12 protein-coding genes and 1 tRNA gene are annotated in these 16738 nt (G+C 73.3%); 11 read left to right on the plus strand and 2 right to left on the minus strand.

Annotated features, from left to right (window positions below):
- Window positions 1-50: 50 nt before the first annotated feature.
- Complete coding sequence (locus M1P99_RS15210; protein WP_304453306.1) at window positions 51-1904, minus strand: 2-oxoacid:acceptor oxidoreductase subunit alpha; 1854 nt, start codon at window positions 1902-1904, stop codon at window positions 51-53.
- A gap of 497 nt (window positions 1905-2401) precedes the next feature.
- On the opposite strand from M1P99_RS15210, the gene M1P99_RS15215 reads away from it, so the two are divergent.
- Window positions 2402-3265: a M48 family metalloprotease gene (locus M1P99_RS15215; protein WP_304453307.1), complete on the plus strand. Its 864-nt coding sequence runs from the start codon at window positions 2402-2404 to the stop codon at window positions 3263-3265.
- Between the two features lie 144 nt (window positions 3266-3409).
- Here M1P99_RS15215 and M1P99_RS15220 read toward each other — a convergent pair whose 3' ends face one another.
- On the minus strand, window positions 3410-3907 hold the full coding sequence (locus tag M1P99_RS15220) for a YajQ family cyclic di-GMP-binding protein (protein ID WP_053618554.1): 498 nt from the start codon (window positions 3905-3907) through the stop codon (window positions 3410-3412).
- Window positions 3908-4140: 233 nt separating this feature from the next.
- On the opposite strand from M1P99_RS15220, the gene M1P99_RS15225 reads away from it, so the two are divergent.
- The 10 genes from M1P99_RS15225 (at window position 4141) to M1P99_RS15270 (ending at window position 16638) form a co-directional block, all read left to right on the plus strand.
- Window positions 4141-4222, plus strand: a tRNA-Tyr gene (locus M1P99_RS15225).
- Between the two features lie 603 nt (window positions 4223-4825).
- Window positions 4826-5071 carry a hypothetical protein gene (locus tag M1P99_RS15230; protein ID WP_179823114.1) on the plus strand — a complete coding sequence of 82 codons (246 nt, stop codon included), beginning with the start codon at window positions 4826-4828 and terminating at the stop codon, window positions 5069-5071.
- Window positions 5072-5128: 57 nt separating this feature from the next.
- A complete protein-coding gene (locus tag M1P99_RS15235) occupies window positions 5129-5380 on the plus strand; it encodes a hypothetical protein (protein WP_304453308.1) in 252 nt (83 codons plus the stop codon).
- Window positions 5381-5392: 12 nt separating this feature from the next.
- Complete coding sequence (locus M1P99_RS15240) at window positions 5393-5647, plus strand: hypothetical protein (RefSeq protein WP_304453309.1); 255 nt, start codon at window positions 5393-5395, stop codon at window positions 5645-5647.
- A gap of 11 nt (window positions 5648-5658) precedes the next feature.
- Window positions 5659-5928, plus strand: a complete 270-nt coding sequence (locus M1P99_RS15245) for a hypothetical protein (protein WP_304453310.1) — start codon at window positions 5659-5661, stop codon at window positions 5926-5928.
- Window positions 5929-6056: 128 nt separating this feature from the next.
- Entirely contained in the window at window positions 6057-6596 is a 540-nt protein-coding gene (locus M1P99_RS15250) for a hypothetical protein (RefSeq protein ID WP_304453311.1), read from the plus strand.
- A gap of 171 nt (window positions 6597-6767) precedes the next feature.
- Window positions 6768-8180 carry a DUF2397 family protein gene (locus M1P99_RS15255; protein ID WP_304453312.1) on the plus strand — a complete coding sequence of 471 codons (1413 nt, stop codon included), beginning with the start codon at window positions 6768-6770 and terminating at the stop codon, window positions 8178-8180.
- Complete coding sequence (locus tag M1P99_RS15260; protein ID WP_304453313.1) at window positions 8171-9538, plus strand: TIGR02678 family protein; 1368 nt, start codon at window positions 8171-8173, stop codon at window positions 9536-9538. The genes M1P99_RS15255 and M1P99_RS15260 overlap by 10 nt, the downstream gene beginning before the upstream one ends.
- The gene (locus tag M1P99_RS15265; RefSeq protein ID WP_304453314.1) at window positions 9516-14339 is read left to right on the plus strand and encodes an SbcC/MukB-like Walker B domain-containing protein; all 4824 of its coding nucleotides are present in this window, start codon (window positions 9516-9518) and stop codon (window positions 14337-14339) included. The genes M1P99_RS15260 and M1P99_RS15265 overlap by 23 nt, the downstream gene beginning before the upstream one ends.
- A 202-nt stretch (window positions 14340-14541) precedes the next feature.
- Entirely contained in the window at window positions 14542-16638 is a 2097-nt protein-coding gene (locus M1P99_RS15270; RefSeq protein ID WP_304453315.1) for an AAA family ATPase, read from the plus strand.
- Window positions 16639-16738: the final 100 nt, after the last annotated feature.

Below are 16738 nucleotides of genomic sequence, written 5' to 3' on the forward strand. Positions count from 1 at the left end.
CGGTGTCGGTCTTGGGTACGAGGCCGAGCCCGGCGAACCCGTGGCCGTTGTCACTCGTCACGGTCGATGACCTCCTGCAGCACGTCCGCCAGTTCCTCGGCCTTGAACGGCAGGCCGCGGACCTTGTTGTAACCGATGACGTCGACCAGGTACCTGCCGCGCAGCAGCAGGGCGAGCTGGCCCAGGTTGATCTCCGGCACGACCACCCGCTCGTAGCGGCGCAGCACGTCGCCGAGGTCGGCCGGGAAGGGGTTCAGGTGCCGCAGGTGGGCCTGGGCGACCCGGCCGCCGGCGCGGCGGACCCGGCGCACGCCCGCGGTGATCGACCCGTACGTGCCGCCCCAGCCAAGGACGAGCACCCGGGCGTCGTCGCTGGGGTCGTCGACCTCCAGCGGCGGCAGGTCCCGGGCGATCGCGTCGATCTTGGCCTGGCGGGTGCGGACCATGAGGTCGTGGTTGGCGGGCGTGTAGGAGATGTCGCCGGTCTCGGCGTGCTTCTCGATCCCGCCGATCCGGTGCTCCAGTCCCGCCGTGCCGGGGACCGCCCATGGCCGGGCCAGGGTACTCTCGTCGCGGGCGTAGGGCAGGAAGGCTCCGTCGGGCCCGTTCGCGCGCGTGGCGAAGCCCGGGTCGATCACCGGCAGGTCGGCGACCTCCGGTAGCCGCCAGGGCTCCGACCCGTTGGCGAGGTAGCCGTCCGAGAGCACCACGACGGGCGTGCGGTAGGTGACCGCGAGCCGGGTGGCCTCCAACGCGGTGTCGAAGCAGTCGGCGGGTGAGGACGGCGCCAGCACGGGCAGGGGGGACTCCCCGTTGCGGCCGTACAGCGCCAGCAGCAGGTCGGTCTGCTCGGTCTTGGTCGGCATGCCGGTGCTGGGCCCGGCCCGCTGCACGTCGATGATCACCAGCGGCAGCTCGGTCATCACCGCCAGGCCGACGGTCTCCTGCTTGAGGACCATGCCGGGGCCGGAGGTGGTGGTGACGCCGAGGGACCCGCCGAACGCGGCGCCCAGGGCGGCCCCCACCCCGGCGATCTCGTCCTCAGCCTGGAACGTGCGCACGCCGAACCGCTTGTGCCGGGACAGCTCGTGCAGGATGTCCGAAGCGGGGGTGATCGGATACGAGCCCAGGAAGAGCGGCAGCCCGGAGCGCTGGGACCCCGCGATCAGTCCGTAGGCGGTGGCCAGGTTGCCGGTGATGTTGCGGTAGGTCCCCGCGGGCAGCCGGGCGGGCTTGATCTCGTAGGAGACCGCGAAGTCCTCGGTGGTCTCGCCGAAGTTCCATCCCGCCTGGAACGCGGTGAGGTTGGCGGCGAGGATGTCCGGCTTGCCGGCGAACTTCTGCTTGAGGAACGAGGTCGTCCCCTCGGTGGGCCGGTTGTACATCCACGACAGCAGGCCCAGGGCGAACATGTTCTTGGCGCGCTGGGCGTCCTTCTTGGACAGGTCCGTGCCCGCCAGCGCCTCCACGGTCATGGAGGTGAGCGGGACGGCGCTGACGTGGAAGGCGTCCAGCGACCCGTCCGTGACCGGGTCGGACTCGTACCCGACCTTGGCCAGGCTGCGCCGGGTGAACTCGTCGGTGTTGACGATGACCGTCGCGCCCCGCGGTACGTCGGCGAGGTTGGCCTTCAGGGCCGCGGGGTTCATCGCCACCAGCACGTCCGGGGCGTCGCCCGGCGTCATGATGTCGTGGTCGGCGAAGTGGACCTGGAAGCTGGAGACCCCGGGAAGGGTTCCGGCGGGGGCGCGGATCTCCGCGGGGAAGTTCGGCAGGGTCGACAGGTCGTTGCCGAACGACGCGGTCTCCTGCGTGAATCGATCACCGGTCAACTGCATGCCGTCGCCGGAGTCCCCGGCGAAGCGAATGATGACGCGGTCGAGCTGTTCGATCTGTTTGGCCACTGAGATCGACGACCTCCTTGGTGAGCCGCCGGTCGTGTCGGGCGGCGGCGCTCGGGTGTCCGTCCCGGGGATCCCGCCGTCGGAAACGGGAGTCCGGTCGGAACGTCAGGACAGCGTTCGTGGCCCCTCGCCCGCACCGGGTGCGCCAACCCGGTGTCGCGCGGTGCGGCTCCGCCGCGTGCGGCCGGGTCGATGAGGAGTCCTCGCCCAGGAGGGCCGGGGGCCTCGCTTCAACGACACGGCCAACCGCCCACCTGGGAGAGGGAGGGTCCCGCCAGCCTGGTGCGCGTAGTGATAAGGGCCACGTTGGCACTATAGGTCGTCCGTCCACGGGTCGCGCGAGTCGGGTGGCCATTGTCACACCCGTTCGCGACGGCTGGGGCTGTTGGGGTGCGTGCGGGTGGTGGCGGACAGCCGGCCCGTTGGGGAACGCACGACGCGGATCCGCACGTTTGTCACCATGTACGCATCGGCGACGAGACCCTGGAGGTGACGGCGTGCACGTCAGTGCGGCCCGCGCGGTCGGCCTGTTCGTCAGCGCCGCGGTGTTCGTCGTCGCGGTCGGCTGGGTCTGCGGCTCGAACAAGGGCGCCCAGATCTCGCTGGCCCTGGTGGGGTGCGCGGGGATCCTGGTCTACCTGTTCGGCGAGTCGCTGGCCCTGCGCGCCATGCGCGCCCGGCTGATCAGCGAGATCGAGCAGCCGGAGCTGTACGGACTCGTCCGGGAGCTGGCCACGGCCGCCCGACAGCCGATGCCGCGCCTGTACCTGTCGCCGGTCCGCTCACCGAACGCCTTCGCGACGGGCATCAGCCCGCGCCGCGCCTCCCTGTGCTGCACGACGGGGCTGCTGCGGACGCTGGACCGCGAGGAGCTGCGCGGCGTGCTGGCGCACGAGCTGGCGCACATCCGGTCCCACGACACCCTGATCAGTGCGGTGGCGGCGACACTGACCGCGCTCATCACCGCGTTGAGCGCGATCACCTTCCTGCTGCCGCTGGGGGAGTCCGAGGAGACCGACATGCCCAACCTGCTGGGCGGTCTGATGGTGGTCCTGCTGGCCCCGTTCGCGGCGGCGGTGGTCTACTGCGGGGTGGGCCGCCGGCGCGAGTTCAGGGCCGACGAGCGGGCGGCCGAGCTGACGGGGGACCCGTTGGCGCTGGCCTCCGCGCTGCGCAAGCTGGAGGAGGGCGCGCGCTCGCACCCGCTGCCGATGGAGCGGTCGCTGCTGGCCTCGGCGCACCTGATGACGACCAACCCGTTCCCCGACGGCGTGGGCCGCCTGTTCGCCGCGCACCCGCCGGTGGCCGAGCGCATCCGCCGGCTGCGGGATCTGCGGCACAAGTGGGACATGGGGCGCTAGGGGCGGTCAGGGCGCGCCCTGGGCCCCGGGCGGGGCGCCCGAGGGCTCTGAGCGGCGCCTGAGGGCCGCAGGGACACGACGGAGGCGGCCGACCCCCACCGGGAGGGGCGGCCGCCTCCGTCGTTCAGGGGCCGGTGTGCGGGGCTACCGGTAGTTGACGAACTGCAGCGCCAGGTCGAAGTCCTTCTCCTTGATGAGGTTCATGACGGCCTGGAGGTCGTCCTTCTTCTTGGAGCTCACCCGCAGCTCGTCGCCCTGGATCTGGGCCTTGACGCCCTTGGGGCCCTCGTCGCGGACGAGCTTGGAGATCTTCTTGGCGTCCTCGGAGGTGATGCCCTCCTTGAGGCCGACGGGGAGGCGGTACTCCTTGCCGGAGGGCTTGGGCTCGTCGGCGGCGTCCAGGACCTTCAGGGAGATCTTGCGCTTGATCAGCTTCTCCTTGAAGACCTCCAGGGCCGCGGCGGCCCGCTCCTCGGAGGAGCTCTTGATCTCGATGCCGTCCTCGCCCTGCCAGGCGATGGTGGTCCCGGTGCCCTTGAAGTCGAACCGCTGGGCCAGCTCCTTGCCCGCCTGGTTCAGGGCGTTGTCGACCTCCTGTCGATCGAGTTTGGACACGACGTCGAAACTGGATTCGGCGGCCACGTACGCTCACATCCCGCTAGGTGTCTCATGGATCACGGGCGCCGACGCGGGCGCCCGAGGGGTTCTCGGCCCGCGCCGGACCCCGGCGCGGGTTGGTCTCCGAGCTTAGCCGTGCGCTGCTCAGGGCGCCCGAAGCCCCAGGTGGGCGCGCGCCCGGCCAAACGATTTCAGGTTCGGGCGGATCATCCGCTATTCTCAGTCATGCGTCGCGACGAACACGTCGCCGCAGCCCAGGCAGGTTGCCCGAGCGGCCAATGGGAGCGGACTGTAAATCCGTCGGCTTAGCCTTCCAAGGTTCGAATCCTTGACCTGCCACGCTGGGAAGAGACCCCGGTGATCAGCGGACACGCTGGCCACCGGGGTCTTTTGTGTGTACGGGGCCGGGAGTGTCCCGGGCGGCGGCCGCGGGGGTCGGCCGCCCAGGGCGGTTCCGTCCGGCTCTGTCCGGACGTGCCCGCTCGGGCCGGCGGCGGGCGGGGATTCGGATGGTCGCGGATCGGATGCGTTCGGGACACGGGGAGATCACGCGGGATCCGGCGTGCGGTCGCCGCCGAAGGGTGGGGACGAGTCGCTCTGCGGGTGCAGGAGCGGCGGTTTGGCCTGGTTGCTCACGGTAGCTACCCTGACTCTCAGGGTGATCGATGGTGTTGGCGGACGGTCTGTCCGGCTTCGACCGTCCCGTGGTGTCCCATGTGCACATCGGCCTCTTGTGCGAGTCGTTCCAAAAGGTTCTCAAAAGCATATTCGTCGGTGCGGCAAAAAGCATTCTCCGGGCAATGTGGACAATGCGTCGGTCGGAGTTTCGGCGTTGACAAAAAGCGGGGAGCGGCAGATGATTGCTCCAGTCCACCGCGACACAGGTGCAAGAAGCGCCTGCGTCTTTTTCTGTCAACGCCGCGAATGCTTTCCGGGGGAAACATGATCAAGAAGATGGCCGCTGCTGGCCTGGTCGCCGGTGCCGCGATGGGCGCGCTCCTGATGGGAGCTCCCGCCCAGGCCTCGCACGGTGGTGACCAGCAGTTCAACCAGAACCTGCAGGTCGTTCCCATCCAGTCCTGCAACCTGACCGGCAGCGTCGGCCTCGTTGCGGTCACCGTGCCGATCCTGTCGCCCCAGACCACGGGCGACTGCGTCAACGGCCCCGTCGGCACCAACATCAGCTAGGTTCCGGCAACAAGTTCGACCGAGAAGATATCTCACATTCTTTCGAAGGGTAATTCAATGCTGCGTAAGCTCGGTGTTGCCGGCTTCATCGCTGGTGCTGCTCTCAGTGTCGCCCTCACGGGCGCCCCGGCCTCCGCCTCCGGTTCCCACGGCGGCGACCAGCAGTACAACCAGAACCTGCAGGGCATTCCCGTTCAGCTCTGCAACACCAGTGCCGCCGTCGGCCTGGTCGCCGTCAACGTCCCGGTCCTGTCGCCGCAGACCACCGGCGACTGCGTCAACGGCCCCATCAGCACCAACATCGACTAGGAGATTCCTGCCATGCTGCGCAAGCTCACCACTGCCGGCGCCATCGCCGGAATCGCCCTGGGCGCGATGCTCGCCGGTGCTCCGGCCTCCGCTTCCGGTTCGCACGGCGGCGACCAGCAGTACAACCAGAACCTGCAGGTCGTGCCCGTCCAGCTCTGCAACACGAGCGCGGCCGTCGGCCTCCTCGCGGGCGTGAACATCCCGATCCTGTCGCCGCAGACCACGGGCGACTGCGTCAACGGGCCCGTCAGCACCAACATCGACTAGGAGGGCCTGCCATGATGCGCAAGCTCACCGCCGCGGGCGCCATCGCCGGGATCGCGCTCGGCGCGATGCTGGCGGCCGCTCCGGCCTCCGCCTCCGGTTCGCACGGCGGCGACCAGCAGTTCAACCAGAACCTGCAGGTCGTGCCCGTCCAGCTCTGCAACACGGAGCTGTCCGTGGGCCTGGTCGGTGTGACCGTGCCGATCCTGTCGCCGCAGACCACGGGCGACTGCATCAACGGTCCGGTGACCACCAACATGAGCGACGACGGCCACCACTACTAGCCACAGTCCTCGTGTGACGGGGCCCTCGGCCCCACAGTGACGGAACAGAGCGGTTGTGAGGCCCCCCGGCGTGTGCCGGGGGGCCTTGCCGTGTGCCGAGAGCGCGTTGCGCGACCGAGGAGGGTGGAATGAGGAGCATGATCCTGGCCGGCGCGCTGCTGCTGGCCGTGGCCGCCTGCGGCAGGGGAGCGGCGGAGGAGGCCGACCCCGGTCCGACCGGGCAGGACTCCCCGGGGACGGACCAGAACTCTCCGGGAGCCGGGTACGGGGCCCCGGGCCGGGAGGGCGGCGACGAGGGCGCCGCCGAACCGAAGGAGGGGGTGTTCGTCCTCAACCGGTACGGCGACGAGGCGGGCTTCGCCGACCAGCGGCCCACCGACTACGTCGCGACGGAGTTCACCACGTTCCGCGGCCTGGAATGGGAGGAGTGGACCGACACCTCTGCCCGGGGGGAGGGCGAGGTGTCCGGCACGTGGTGCCTGGACGAGGACTGCTCGCGCGATCCCTACGACGTCCAGATCGAACTCGGGGAGCCGGTGGAGGTGGACGGCACCATGTACTTCTCCGCCTACACGGTCACCGAGTACGACGACGCCATGCCCGCGGACACGCGTGAGGCGCTGGAGCACAGCGACAACGGACGCCTCGGGGTCCCCGTCGAGGAGTGAGGCCGGCCACGTGTCGGCGGCCTCCGTTTCCACGTGTCCGAGAGGATTCATTCCAAACTTCATAAAAAGCATGAATTGCCTGCTCAGAACGGGTGGTACACCCGGCTCAGAAGGACCAGACCGGGCCGATCCGGGTGTGGTGGCGCCGGGAGGTCTCTAGTCTGCTGAGGTGTGGGACTCAACCAGCGGACGGACGATCGCGCGGACGACGGACAGGGCACGGGCGACCACCCGGCGCCCCGGCACGGGCGCGCCGCTCTGCTGCGCCTGGCGTCCTGGTTCGAGGAGGCCGGAACCGACCGCGCCGACGACCTCGCCCGCGCCGCCTACGCCCTCCACCCCGCACTCCATCTGGAGGGCCGCGTGGACGAGAGCGTCGCCGCCACCACCGGATGGTGGCAGGCCGAACCCGATCGCAGCCCCGTCGTGGAGCACCCCGGGACCCGTCCGCCCGCGCCCGTGCGCGACCACCGCGCCCAGCAGGCGCGACTGAGGGACGCCGCCGAGTCCTCAGCCCACTGGCGCAGGGCCGGAGCGTCACAGATCCGCGCGCTGCTCACCGAACCCACCGGGGACCGCGCCCACGTGGACCTGTCCGGCGCCGGCATGGAGGTGCTCATGGAGCTGCTCACCGCGGCCCTGGGCGCCGGGGACGCCGCCCGCAGCTCCACCTCGGCGGGGGACCTGGAGTTCTCCCTGCGCCTGCACGTGGTGTCGGCGCCGGGGGCCGAGGTCACCGTCCAGGGCGAGGGCGGGGACCTGACGCTGGAGGGCGTGCGCCTGTGCGTGACGCCCTACGAGCAGCACGTACTGGACCTGCCCGAGTCCGCCGGCCCCGGCGGCGGTGCCACGTTCGGCCTGGGGCGGCCGCGGGGCGCCGCGGCGGCCGATGAGCGGGGGACGTCCGGGACTCCCGGAGCAGCCGAGCCCGGAGCCGACGCCCCCGCCGGGCCCGAGGCGGCCCGTCCCACGCAGCCCGGTCCCGACGCCCCCGCGGAACCCGCAGCCGACGTTCCCACGGGCTCCGCCGCCGCCCTTCCCGCCGACCGCCCCGCGCGGCCCGACACCGCCACCGACCGTCCCGAGGAGCCGGTGTCCGACGCCCTCACCGGCCGCCCCGACCGGTCCGCACCCGAGGCTCTCTCCGGGCCCGGCGCCGACGACCTCCTCGGGCCTGCCTCTGACGCGTCGTCCGAGCCGACCGAAGCCGACGCGTCGTCCGATCCCGCCGACCCCGGCGGCTTCGCTGAACTCGCCGGCGCGGTCGCCGAAGCACTCGCCCTCGCCCGGGCCGAAGAGCGGTCGGCCGACCCGGGCCCGGACCCGGCGCCCGGGCCCGGGGATCCCGCGACCGCGCACGCCGGCGGCGACGACGACGTGCCGCCGGCCCCTGTCGGCCGCCGTCACCGGCGCGCAGGGTCCGCGTCCGACGACGCGTCCTCCGACAGCCCTGTCGAGGCCCCCGGGACCGGCGATAGCCTCGCCGAACCGGACCGGGACCAAGGCCCGGATCCGAACACCGAGACGACCGGCCCGATCGACCTCTCCGCCCTCCGTGACGGGGAGCGGTCGGCATGGGGGTGATCGAGACGGACGCCTACAGCGAGGACGCCGCGCTCATCGGGGAGCGCCAGGCCGCCGCGCGCGCCCTGATGGCGCACCCCCTGCTCACCCGGCGCGCGCACCCCGCGGAGTTCTCCCTCGTGAGGGCGCACGCAGAATGGCTCGTCCAGCGCTTCCAACGCGTCCTGGGTTACCGGCTCACCGTCGCCGACGACCACGCCCGCCTGGTCAAACGCGGTGCCGCCGCGTCGACCACCGCGCCCTTCACCCGCCGGCACGGGGCCCCGTTCACCCCCCGCACGCACACCTACCTCGCCCTGGTCCTGGCGGTCCTCGTCGAGCAGGACGGCGACACCACCGTCCGCGCGCTCGCCGCCCGGGTCCGGGCCGCCGCCCACGAGGCCCTCGTGGACGCCGACCCCGGCCGCGGGCTCGGTGAGCGGCGCGCCTTCTGCGCCGCGCTGGCGCTCCTCGTGCGCCTGGGCGTCCTCGGCGAGGTGTCCGGTACCGTCCGCGACCACGAGATCGACACCGCCGCCGACCCGGGTCTGCGTGCCGACGCGCAGGCCGCCCGGGCCGTCGCCGTCCACCTGCCCCGGGCCTCGGACGACGCCGACTCCTTCCTCGCCGACGCCGGCGACCACGACCCCGACAGGGACCACCAGGGTGAGATCGCCCTGCGCCGCCGCCTGGCCGAGACCGCCGTGGTCTACCGGGAGGAACTCCCCGACCGCCAGCGGGACCGCCTCGCCGCCCACCAGTGGCGGGCCGCCGCCGCCCTGGGCAACCTCCTGGGCTGCGACACCGAGATCCGCGCCGAGGGCGTCGCCCTCGTCATGCCCGACGCCGCCTCCGACGGCACGCGCTTCCCCTCCGACGATCCCGTCGGCCAGGTCGCGCTCGCGCTCGTCCGCCATCTGTCCGGCCGCCTGCACCCCGGCCGACCCGCCACTTCGGTCCGCGTCCCCGACCGCGACCTGGACGCCGCACTGGACGCGCTCGGCGGCCCCGGCGCCGCGGTGCGCGGCGAGTGGGCGCGCACCGCCGGGCCCGAGGTCCCCGACCCCGAACGGCTCCGCGCACGTGTGCTGCGCTTGCTGACCGGTCTCGGGCTGCTCCAGGGCGGTCCGGGTGAGTGGCGGCTCACCGCCGCGGCCGCCAGATTCGGTGCGGACGTGGACGATCGCATCCCCCGCATCCAGGACAATGACGATGACAGCCGGACACTCACCGCGAAACCGCGCGGTTCCGGTGACGAACACGGTGCGCCCGAGCCCCCTGCCGACCCCCGCGGTGACCTGAGCCGGGTGACGTCCGTGCTGCAAGCGGTGGCGAACGAGAAGGTGAGCGCGACCAGTGGTGACCCAGGAGACCAGTGAGGCCCCAGGGGAAGTTCCGGCTGTCCCCGCAGGCACCCCCACCCCCCGCTACCGGCTCGAACGCGCGGGCATCCGCAACGTCTGGCAGTACGACGACCACGTCCTCGACTTCGCCGAGGGCCGCCTGCTGCTGCGCGGCCGCAACGGCGCGGGCAAGTCCAAGGCGCTGGAGATGCTGCTCCCCTTCCTGTTGGACGGCGACGTCCGACGTCTGGACACCACGGGCACCAACCGCACCAGCCTGCGCTGGCTCATGGCGGAGGACCACCGCGCCCACCGCCTGCCCGACCTGGAGGACACCGGCCCCGACCTGTTGGGCGGCCCCGAGGAGGACACCGCCGGCACGGCCCCCGACGAGGGGGGCGCCGGGGCCGGTGAGGAGTCCGCCCCCGTCACCCGCCTGGGCTACCTGTGGGTGGAGTTCACCACCGACCGCGGCGAACGCGGCCTCGACGCCGCCGCGCGCTCGGCCCACGGGCCCAGCACCGCCTCCGCGCTGCTGGCCGCCTCCAGCGCCGCACGCGGCGCCGCAGACCCCCGAGCCGCCGATCCGGACCCGGCCGGGGGCACCGACCAGGACGACGACGGCACCGGCACGGACTCCCGCGCCGCCGCGCCGCCGCGGCACCTGACCCTGGGCGCCGCCGTCATGGCGGTCGGGGACTCCGACCCCCGCTGCGTGTTCTTCGTCACCGAACGCCGGATCGGCCACGAGCTCCACCTGGTCACCGACGGCCGCCCCATGCCCGTGGACCGGCTGCGGGCCGAGGTCGGCGCCGACAACTGCTTCACCAGCGCCGTGCCCTACCGCGCCCGGGTGATGCACAGCCTCTTCGGTATCGACGACTCCGTCCGCTACCGCAACCTCATCCACCTGCTCTACCGGCTGCGCCGTCCCACCATCGGCGACCGCCTCGAAGCCGGGGAGCTCGTCAGCGTCCTCTCCGAGGCCCTGCCGCCCATGGACGACTCCGTCCTCGACGAGGTCGGCCGCAACATCGCCGACCTCGAACTGGCCCGGGCCGACCAGACCGCCCTCGCCCAGGCCGGCACCGGAGTCGACGCCTTCCTCGCCGACTACCACGCCTACCTCGTCCACGCCCTGCGCGGGCGCGCCGCCGAGGTCCGCGAACAGCTGGACTCCTGTGCCCGCCGCACCGCCGAGACCGACCGTCTGCGCTCCGAGCTCGACGACCTCATCACCGCCGAGAGCCACATCGCCGAGGAGCGCGACCAGGCCCGCCGCACCCGCGACACCGCCGGGGCCGACGAGAAGACCCTCGCCGCCGCCCAGGCCGGGGCCGCCAACGCCACCGACAACGAGCGCCGCGCCTACGACGCCGCCGTCGGCGCCTACATCCGCGCCGCCGAGGCCGCCTGGGCCGCCGCCGAGCACGCCGAGCGCGCGGAGCACCAGGCCGTCCACCGGATGTCCGAGGACACCGCCGCCATCGAGCGCGCCCTGGAGATCCTGCGCCAGACCCACGCCGACGCCGACCGCGCGGCCACCGCCGCCGGAATCCCCCCGGAGTCCCTCGGCGTCGTCCCCGACCCCTCCGCCACCGTCCACGCCCCGCGCGAGAGCACCACCCGGGTCGACCTCCAGGGACTGGAGCAGGCCGTGGAACGCGAGCCCGTCGAGGGCATCGACCTCGACGCCCTGCGCGAGCGCCTCGGCCGCCTCCACGACCACCTCACCACCGCCGCCGGCCACGCCGCCGACCGGGCCGACCAAGCGGCCCGCCTGACCGCCCTCACCACGGCCGAGGCCGCCACCGACCGCCGCCTCGTCGCGCTGACCAGCGAGGCCGAGAGCGCCGACGCCGCCCTCGACCACGCCCACACCCGCGAGCAGGAGGCCATCGCGGACCTGCGCGGCGCCAGCGCCGACTACGCGGACGGCGTCCGCGCATGGACCGCCCGCCTGCGCGACTCCAGCCACGCCCACGCCCTCGGTGACGCCATCCACGAGTTGGAGGGCAGCGTCGAACTGCCCATCACCGACTCCCTGCGCGTCCTGGACCCCGACGTCCCGGCGGCCGTCGCCCGCCTCGCCCACGCGGCCGTCGACCCGCTCCTGGAGGAGCTCCGGTCCCGCCGCGACGTCGCCGTCAACGAGGAGGGCCAGCTCTCGGACGAGCTCGCCGAGCTCGCCGACCGCCGTGCCAAGAACGCCGACCACGCGCCCGACCGGCCCGCCTGGGCCACCTACCCGCGCCCCGAGGCCGACGGCGTCCCCCTCCACCTGGCCGTCGACTTCGCCGAGGGCCTCACCACGCGCGAACAGGCGGGTCTGGAGGCCGCACTGGAGGCCAGCGGCCTGCTGGCCGGGTGGGTCCGCGCCGACGGCACCCTCTACGACCCCAGCACCCGTGACCTCATGGTCACCCCGGCCCGCCCCGCCAAGGGCCGCACGCTCCTGGACGTCCTCGTCCCCGTCGCCGTCCCCGACCGCGGCGTGCAGGCCGACAACGTCCGCACCCTGCTGTCCTCCATCGCCCTGCACTCGGACACCCCCGGCTCCGCCGAGGACACCGAGGCCAAGCACCGCCGCGACAGCTCCGTGACCACCGTCAGCTCCATGTCGCTCACCGGTGGCTGGCGCCTCGGTGTGGCCTCCGGAGCCCACTACAAGAGCGAGCCCGAGTTCATCGGCGAGGTCGCCCGCAAGCGCGCCCGCGACCGCCGATCCGCCAACACCGACCGGCGGATGGCCATCGCCGAGGCCCTCCTCGCCGAGGCGGGGGAGCGCCGCTGGGCGGTCGAGCGCTCGTACTCGGAACTGCTGGAGGTCTCCCGGGACCTGCCCGACTCCGCCCCGCTCATCCGGGCCTGGGCCGCCCTGGACGTGGCACGTACGGACGTCGCCGCCGCCCGTCGCGCCCACGGCCTCGCCCAGAGGACGGCCGAGGAGGCCCGCGAGGAACTGCTCCGGGTCCGCGCCCGGCTCAGGGACGAGGCCGCCCGGCCCCCCGCACCGTCGCCCGCCGGCGGCCAGGAGTCCCAAGGAGAGGAGGGCCTCCGGCGGACGCCCGCGGAGCAGCACCCGCTGCCCACCGCCCGCGCCGATCTCGACAGCACGCTGCGCGCCCTCGACCACCTGCGGGTCCTGGTGGCCTCCGCACTGCGCGACCTCGACGTCCTGGCCTGGGAGCTGGCCGACCACGAGCGCCACGTCGCCGCCTGGCGGCGGATCCGCGCCGACCGGGTCCTCGCGGAGGACGCCCGCGCCGCCGCCATCGACGACATGATCACGGTCCGCCGCCAGATCGAGCTCGGCGACCGCGCCCGAGGGGTCCCCGACGAGCAGATCGACGCCGCGCGCGAACAGGTCAAGGACCGCGCGGAGGAGGCCGCCCGCCGCCTGCCCGAACTCGAACGCGGAGCCCAGCGCGCCCGCGACGAACGCGTCAGCGCCGAGGTCCGGCTCGACGTCGCCACCCAGGAGCGCGCGGAGCAGGTGCGCCGTGCCCTGGCCGTCGGCGACGTCCTCGTCGCGTCCCTCACCGCCCCGGCCGGCGGTCAGGACCCACGCGGCGCCGGGATCGCACCGGACGCGGACGACGGAGGGAACGCGGAGGGCTCGGCGGCCCACGCGGTGTCCGAGGCGTCCGCGACGGGCGGGAGGGACGCCAACCGGACGGCACCCGACGCGGTCCTGCTGGGCGCGGCCGGGCTGGCCGACTGCGCGGCCGACGACGCGCCGCTCGCCGCCTACCTCGCGGCCCGCACCGCCGCCGGCGACGCCCCGGCCTCCGGCCCCGACGTCCGGCTCGCTCTCCTGGAGGAGCTCGTCGCCCAACTGGAGGAGGGGCTCGACGCCCAGACCGACCTCCCCGAGGTCGACGACAGCGCCATCCTCGGCAGCCGTGAGGAGCTGCACCGGTTGCTGACCTCGGCCGACTGGGCACAGACCCGGACCGAGCTCACCGAACCCCGCGGCCTCAAACGCCTCACCGTCCACGACGAGGACGGGGCCCACGACGTCACCGCCTACGCCGCCCGGGTGGCCGCCGCCGTCGCCCGTGCCGACGAGACCGTCGCCATCGCCGAGGAGGAGGCCTTCGAACGCCACCTGCTGGGCGAACTCGCCGGACACCTGTCCCGCCAGATCGACGAGGCCCACGGCCTCATCCACACGATGAACGACGTCCTGAAGGACGTCACCACCTCGGCGGGGCTGGGCGTGCGGCTGGACTGGCGGCTCGCCCCCGACGCCGGGGCGGACATCGAGGCCGTCGTCCCGCTCCTGGCCACCCCGCCCGAGGAGCGCACGCGCGTGCAGACCACCCGTCTGCGCGACGCCCTGCGCCGCTGCATCGAGGCGATCCGGAGGCTGGACCCGACCGCCACCGGCGGCGCCCAGCTGCGCGCCGCACTGGACTACCGGTCGTGGTTCACCTTCACCGTCTACGTCACCGACGGAACCGGCGACGAGCGCCGTCTCGGCCACCGCACCGCGCTCAGCCAGGGCGAGCAGCGGGTCGTGGCCTACCTCGTCCTCTTCGCCGCCGCCGCCGCGCAGTTCGACGCCCTGGCCGCCCGTGCTCCCTGGGCGCCCCGGCTCATCCTCCTGGACGACGCCTTCGCGAAGGTCGACGAGCCCACGCACGGGCGGCTCCTGGGCCTGCTGGTGGAACTCGACCTCGACTTCGTCCTGACCTCCGAACGCGTCTGGGGCTGCTTCGCGAGCGTGCCGAGCCTCAACATCTACGAGTGTCTGCGTGATCCCAACGTGCCCGGGATCGCCACCCTGCACTTCACCTGGGACGGCAGCAGGAGACGGCTCGTGGGCGTCTAGGGCGTCTAGGGCGCTTCGCGCGGGGGCGGGCTTCCGCCCTCAATCGAGAGCCTGCGGCTCCAGATCTTCCCGCCCGTCGCCCACCATCGCCCGTGGAGGGCGCTTCGCGCGGGGGCGGGCTTCCGCCCTCAATCGAGAGCCTGCGGCTCCAGATCTTCCTTTCTGTCCTAGTCTGCTTGTGCAGGTACGACGACGGAGCGGGGTGGCGCAGGTGACTCGGGGAACCGAGGTGATCGACGGCGGCGGACGGAACGATCCACCGCACTCCGACGACCCCACGACGACGAAGATCCTGGACGCCCTGGCCCACGCGGGGCTGTCGGCGAGCGTGCGGTCATGGGTCACCGCCGCGCTCTGGGGCGACGACGCCCTGGCGGCGCTGCTCGAGGGCGAGCACCTTCCCGAGATCCACCCCGGCGGAACCGCGACCCCACCTCCCGGCCGGGTGCGCCGCGCCTACCTCACCGGCATCCGCGTCCAGGGCTTCCGCGGGATCGGCCGACCCGCGGAGCTGTCCTTCCCGCCCGGCCCCGGGCTGACGGTCATCGTCGGCCGCAACGGCTCCGGCAAGTCCAGCTTCGCCGAGGCCGCCGAGGCGGCGCTCACCGGCCGCAACCCCCGCTGGGACGCCATGCCCACCGGATGGCGCGACGGCTGGCGCAACCTCCACTACGACGAACGCACCGAGGCCAGCGTCGACATCCACATCGCCGGCGACGCGGGCCCCACCCGCATCAGCCGCCGCTGGACGGGTGAGAGCGTGCGCTCGGCGCGCGGCGAGGTGGTCCACCCGAGCGGCGAGACCTCCGCCCTGCGCACCCTGGACTGGGGCGAGAACCTCGTCCGCTACCGCCCCTTCCTGTCCTACGACGAGCTCGGACGCACGGTCACCGGCCGCTCGGCGGAGCTCTACGACACACTCACGGCGCTCCTCGGACTCACCGGCCTGGCCCAGGCCGAGCGCCGCCTGGCCAAGGTCTGTGACGCGCTCGCCAAACGCCGCGACCGCCCCGGTCGGGAGTCGCGGCTGCTGGTGGACGCCCTGAGCGCGTCGAGCGACCCGCGCGCCGCCCAGGCCGCCCAGATCCTCACGGGGCCCTCCCTCGACGTCGAGGCCCTGCGCCGCATCGCCGCCGACGACGGCCCGGCCGACCCGGCCCACCACGTGGTGCTGCGCCGGCTGCGGCGGCTCTCGGTGCCCGAGCGCGTCGTCATGAGCGACGTCGTCAACGAGCTGCGCGGCGCCTCCATGGAGCTGGCCATGGCCGCGGGCAGCAAGGGCGACCACGCCCACGGCGTGGTCCGGCTGCTGGAACAGGCCCTCGAACACCACAAGCGCCACCCCACGGACACCACCTGCCCCACCTGCTCGGCGCCCGGCGCGATCGGCGCCGACTGGGTGCGCCGGGCCAACGCCCAGCTGCGCGGCCTGCGGGCCCAGGCAGCGACGGCGGCGGCCGCCTACGAGCGCGCCGACGCCGCCCGCGACCAGGCCCGCTTCCTGCTCTCGCCCACGCCCTCCTGGCTGCCGCCGGACAGTGAGCTCGGGCAGGTCTGGGCGCTGTGGGAGTCCGGTTCCGACATCGAGGACCTCGCGGAGCTGGCCGAGCACATCGAGTCGGTCGGCCGCAAACTGCGCTCGGCGGCCCTCAGCGCCCGCAGGGACGCCGGTGAGCGCCTGGAGGACCCCACCGACGGCTGGTCGGAGCTGGCGGAGCGGCTCTCGAGCTGGCTGGACGACGCACAGGACGCCATCGCCGCCAGGGACACCCTCGCCGTCGCCGAGGCGGCGCTCACCTGGTTGGCGGACCAGGCGCGGGCGCTGCGGGCGGAGCGGCTCGGCCCGGTGGCCGCCCAGGCGGAACAGGTCTGGTTCCGGTTGCGCCAGGAACGCCACATCGACCTCCAGGGCATGCGGCTGATCGGTCGCGGCGCCCGGCGCCGGGTCGAGGTGGACGTGGCCGTCGACGGCGTGGGCGACCAGACCAGCGCGCCCGGACTGCTCAGTCAGGGGGAGTTCCAGGCGCTGGCGCTGTCGATCTGCCTCCCGCGCACACTCGTGGACGGCAACCCGTTCGGGTTCCTGCTGTTGGACGACCCCGTCCAGGCGATGGACACCGAGACCGTGGAGGGCCTGGCCACGGTCCTGGCGGAGGTGGGGCGGCACCGGCAGCTCATCGTGTTCACGCACGACACACGGCTCTCGGACGCGTTGCGGAGGCTGGGCCTGCCGGCGGCCATCCGGACGATCAACCGGGACGCGATGTCGAACGTGTGGCTGTCGGACGGGGACGCCTGAGGGTGCGCCGCGGGGAAGCGGTCTGAGTCACACGCCAGGCCGTTTCCACGGCCCCCCGAGTGCCCTCTCCGACAGGCGGAAGGCCCTCTGACAAGGGCTT

The organism is Nocardiopsis sp. YSL2 (assembly GCF_030555055.1).
Lineage (GTDB): Bacteria > Actinomycetota > Actinomycetes > Streptosporangiales > Streptosporangiaceae > Nocardiopsis.

What these genes read in the sequence shown, in the direction of transcription:
- M1P99_RS15230 (WP_179823114.1), top strand. Translation starts at nt 4,826, where the DNA reads ATGATCAAGAAGATGGCCGCTGCTGGCCTGGTCGCCGGTGCCGCGATG.
- M1P99_RS15235 (WP_304453308.1), top strand. Translation starts at nt 5,129, where the DNA reads ATGCTGCGTAAGCTCGGTGTTGCCGGCTTCATCGCTGGTGCTGCTCTC.
- M1P99_RS15240 (WP_304453309.1), top strand. Translation starts at nt 5,393, where the DNA reads ATGCTGCGCAAGCTCACCACTGCCGGCGCCATCGCCGGAATCGCCCTG.
- M1P99_RS15245 (WP_304453310.1), top strand. Translation starts at nt 5,659, where the DNA reads ATGATGCGCAAGCTCACCGCCGCGGGCGCCATCGCCGGGATCGCGCTC.
- M1P99_RS15250 (WP_304453311.1), top strand. Translation starts at nt 6,057, where the DNA reads ATGAGGAGCATGATCCTGGCCGGCGCGCTGCTGCTGGCCGTGGCCGCC.
- M1P99_RS15260 (WP_304453313.1), top strand. Translation starts at nt 8,171, where the DNA reads ATGGGGGTGATCGAGACGGACGCCTACAGCGAGGACGCCGCGCTCATC.